This window comes from Lishizhenia sp. (genome assembly GCF_057456495.1).
Genome location: NZ_JBVCPV010000253.1, coordinates 1 through 3,371, shown reverse-complemented (window position 1 = coordinate 3,371; position 3,371 = coordinate 1). Strand labels below are relative to the sequence as shown.

Sequence of the window (3,371 nt, the reverse complement as noted above, 5' to 3'; positions counted from 1 at the left end):
GCAGGAGTGATGTTTTTTGTTCCTCAAGCTGATTTAGGATCGGGTTGGACCAATTTAAGACCGCTCAGCACAGAGGGACAAGGACTGCCGAATGGGGCAAAAAAATATAGCAACTTTACCGTTACTGTTCCTTTAGGATTTGGAATGCGTTTGGCTACAGGGAAATATTGGAGGTTAGGTATAGAAGCTACCTACAATATTGCATATTCAGATTATATAGATGATGTATCAACGGTTTACTATGATCCAGCAGTACTCGCGGCAACGATTGGTCCGGAAGCTGCTTTGGCCTCCAATCCAGCGATAGGAAATCAAAACTGGTTTGCGCCAGGACAACAACGTGGAGATCCCAGTACGAAAGATGCAATCTTGTATGTAAACTTGGTGTTCTCAAAAAATATTACCATCTCTTCTTTCAGAGTGAGAACAGAGCGTTGGAGAGGTAAAACGAAATTTTAAAGTTCTAGAAATTACAATAGTAAAAAGAGGGTTTGTATCCTCTTTTTTTTGTGCTTATTTTTGCACAAATCTTACGACGAATGTACAAGTTAATAAAGCCAATTCTTTTTAAATGTGATCCAGAGAAAGCGCACCATTTTATTTTTAAGATGATGAAAATTTCTTTGAATACTCCTATTGTTAAATCATTATTTAAGAGTGCTTACACAATAGAAGATAAACGTTTAGAAAGGGAAGTATTTGGACTGAAGTTTAAAAACCCTGTTGGATTAGCTGCAGGTTTTGATAAAGATGCCAAGCTTTTGAATGAGCTGGAAAACTTGGGATTTGGATTTATAGAATTAGGTACCGTAACCCCTCGTCCGCAAGAAGGAAACCCTAAGAAAAGATTATTTAGATTAATTGGAGACGAAGCGATAATCAATAGAATGGGATTCAACAACCAAGGAGTAAAGGCCATGGTTGAAAAATTGAAAAAGCGCAATACTAATATTATCGTAGGAGGTAATATCGGTAAAATGACGAGTTCAACACCAGATCAATACACAGGTGATTACGTAGAGTGTTTTACAGAATTACACCCTTATGTAGATTACTTTACGGTAAATGTGAGTTGTCCAAATGTGGGGAGTCATGCTAAATTACAGGATAAAGACTTCTTGGTAGATTTATTAAATGCTTTACAAGAGATCAATCAGAAGCAAGGTACACCAAAGCCTATTTTATTAAAAATTGCTCCAGATTTGAACACGATTCAATTAGATGAAATGGTTGAATTAGTTGGAGAAACGAAGATAGATGGAATCATCGCGGCAAATACCTCTGTAAATAGAGAAGGATTAAAGGCCGACAACTTGGAGGAAATTGGAATGGGTGGACTTTCTGGAAAGCCAATTGCGAAAAGATCTACGGAGGTAATTCGTTACTTGTCAGAAAAATCTAAAGGAAGCTTCCCCATTATTGGTGTAGGAGGTATTCACTCTGCAGAGGATGCACTTGAAAAGTTAGAGGCAGGAGCAAGTTTGGTTCAGGTATATACAGGTTATATTTACAAAGGCCCTAGCTTAGTGAAAGAAATTAATAAAGCTGTTTTAAAGGCTGGTAAATAAGCCGTTGAAATATAAATACGTTATGCAAGCCCATCTCTTTTGAGATGGGTTTCTTTTTGCAGGATGTTTATACACAAAGGTCTGTGGTCTAAAACCTTTCAAAAAAGTGTTAGAATATCCCTGATAATTCTAAATTTGTACCAAAGCATTAATTATGGCAAATAATTTATTGAAAGGAAAAAGAGGGATTATTTTCGGTGCCCTAAATGATATGTCTATCGCCTGGAAAGTGGCAGAACGTGCGCACGAAGAAGGAGCGGAGTTCGTATTGACAAATGCACCTATCGCTATGCGTATGGGAGCAATTAACGAATTAGCCGAAAAAACAGGTTCTAAAGTAATTCCAGCGGATGCAACAAATGTTGAAGATCTAGAGAATTTGATTAAAGAATCTATGGAGCACCTTGGTGGTAAAATCGATTTCATTTTACACTCTATTGGAATGTCTCCAAACGTAAGAAAGAAAAAACATTATACTGAAATAAACTACAACTACTACAACCAAACATTAGACGTGTCTGCAGGTTCTTTACATAAAGTATTGGCTACTGCACAAAAGATGGACGCGCTTAACGAATGGGGTTCTGTAGTTGCTTTAACGTATATCGCAGCACAACGTATTTTCCCAGATTACAACGATATGGCTGATGCTAAATCATTGTTAGAATCAATTACAAGAAGCTTCGGTTACCATTACGGTATCAAGAAAAAAGTAAGAGTTAACACGATTTCTCAGTCGCCAACGGTTACAACGGCAGGACAAGGAATTAAAGGTTTTGACGAGTTCATTAACTTCTCTGAGCAAATGTCTCCATTAGGAAACGCTTCAGCAGAAGCATGTGCAAACTACTGTATTTCTATGTTCTCTGATTTAACGAAATACGTAACAATGCAGAATTTATTCCACGATGGAGGTTTCTCTAATACGGGGGTAACACAACAAGTAATCGAAAGATTCGGAAGCGAAGATTAAATTCAATCATTATAATTTAGGGGTGGCAATTAAGAGCTACCCCTTTTTTATTCTCGCTAAAACCGACGCTATTAAACACCGTAAACTATGAAATTTATCACCTTTTGCTTTGTACTTCTTGCAGTACTAAGTGTACAAGCACAATTAGATTTTAGTAATTACAAGACCATTAAGTCTAAAGGAGAAATTCCTGAAAGTTTTAAACTTACTTTAGATGAAAGGTACAACCAAGACCTTGAGGTAGATTATGGCCTTACAGGTTATGAACAAAAGGAGTACGTCTTTATGAAGGCATCTTCTTTGGATAACCTGATTCAATCTGGTTTAGTAGTCTATGGTGATGAATTAACCGAATATATTGAAGACCTTGCCAAGAAGTTATTAAAAGACGATGAATATTTGTTCGATGAATTGAGTTTTTTCACGCTGCGATCAAATGTTGCCAATGCCTTTGTTACCGGAGATGGAATGGTATTCGTTACGATGGGACTCCTTTCTCAATTGGTTTCTGAAAGTGATTTAGCCTTTGTCTTATCTCACGAAATTGCTCATTACGAAGAAAAACATGTATTGAATTCCTTCAAAAGAAGAAAGGAATTGGAAAGATCTAACATTGAATTAGAAATAGAAGATTTTAGTAGTTACAGTAAGCAACACGAAACAGAGGCAGACTCATTAGGTCTTATTAGGTATCTAGAGGCGGGATATAGCATTGAGGATATAGAACAAGTTTTTGATATCTTAATGTATTCTCACTTACCCATAGATGAAGTAAGTATTGGTAAAGAATTTTTGGTGGGTGATCTGGCACACATTCCGGCTGATTATTT

At 36.8% G+C, this 3,371-nt stretch carries 4 protein-coding genes; all 4 read left to right on the top strand.

The window, feature by feature from the left end; all coding sequences use genetic code 11:
- Window positions 1-459 (top strand): hypothetical protein (locus AC22ZQ_RS13575; RefSeq protein ID WP_318959307.1); only part of this gene is annotated, 459 nt, incomplete at its 5' end.
- 80 nt (window positions 460-539) lie between these two features.
- Window positions 540-1,568 (top strand): quinone-dependent dihydroorotate dehydrogenase, encoded by a 1,029-nt coding sequence (locus AC22ZQ_RS13570; RefSeq protein ID WP_318959306.1) that lies wholly within the window; start codon window positions 540-542, stop codon window positions 1,566-1,568.
- Between the two features lie 154 nt (window positions 1,569-1,722).
- Window positions 1,723-2,541, top strand: coding sequence for an enoyl-ACP reductase FabI (locus AC22ZQ_RS13565; RefSeq protein WP_318959305.1), 819 nt, complete (start codon window positions 1,723-1,725; stop codon window positions 2,539-2,541).
- Window positions 2,542-2,628: 87 nt separating this feature from the next.
- A partial coding sequence (locus AC22ZQ_RS13560) for a M48 family metallopeptidase (RefSeq protein ID WP_318959304.1) occupies window positions 2,629-3,371 on the top strand: 743 nt, incomplete at its 3' end.

What these genes read in the sequence shown, in the direction of transcription:
- AC22ZQ_RS13565 (WP_318959305.1), top strand. Translation starts at nt 1,723, where the DNA reads ATGGCAAATAATTTATTGAAAGGAAAAAGAGGGATTATTTTCGGTGCC.
- AC22ZQ_RS13570 (WP_318959306.1), top strand. Translation starts at nt 540, where the DNA reads ATGTACAAGTTAATAAAGCCAATTCTTTTTAAATGTGATCCAGAGAAA.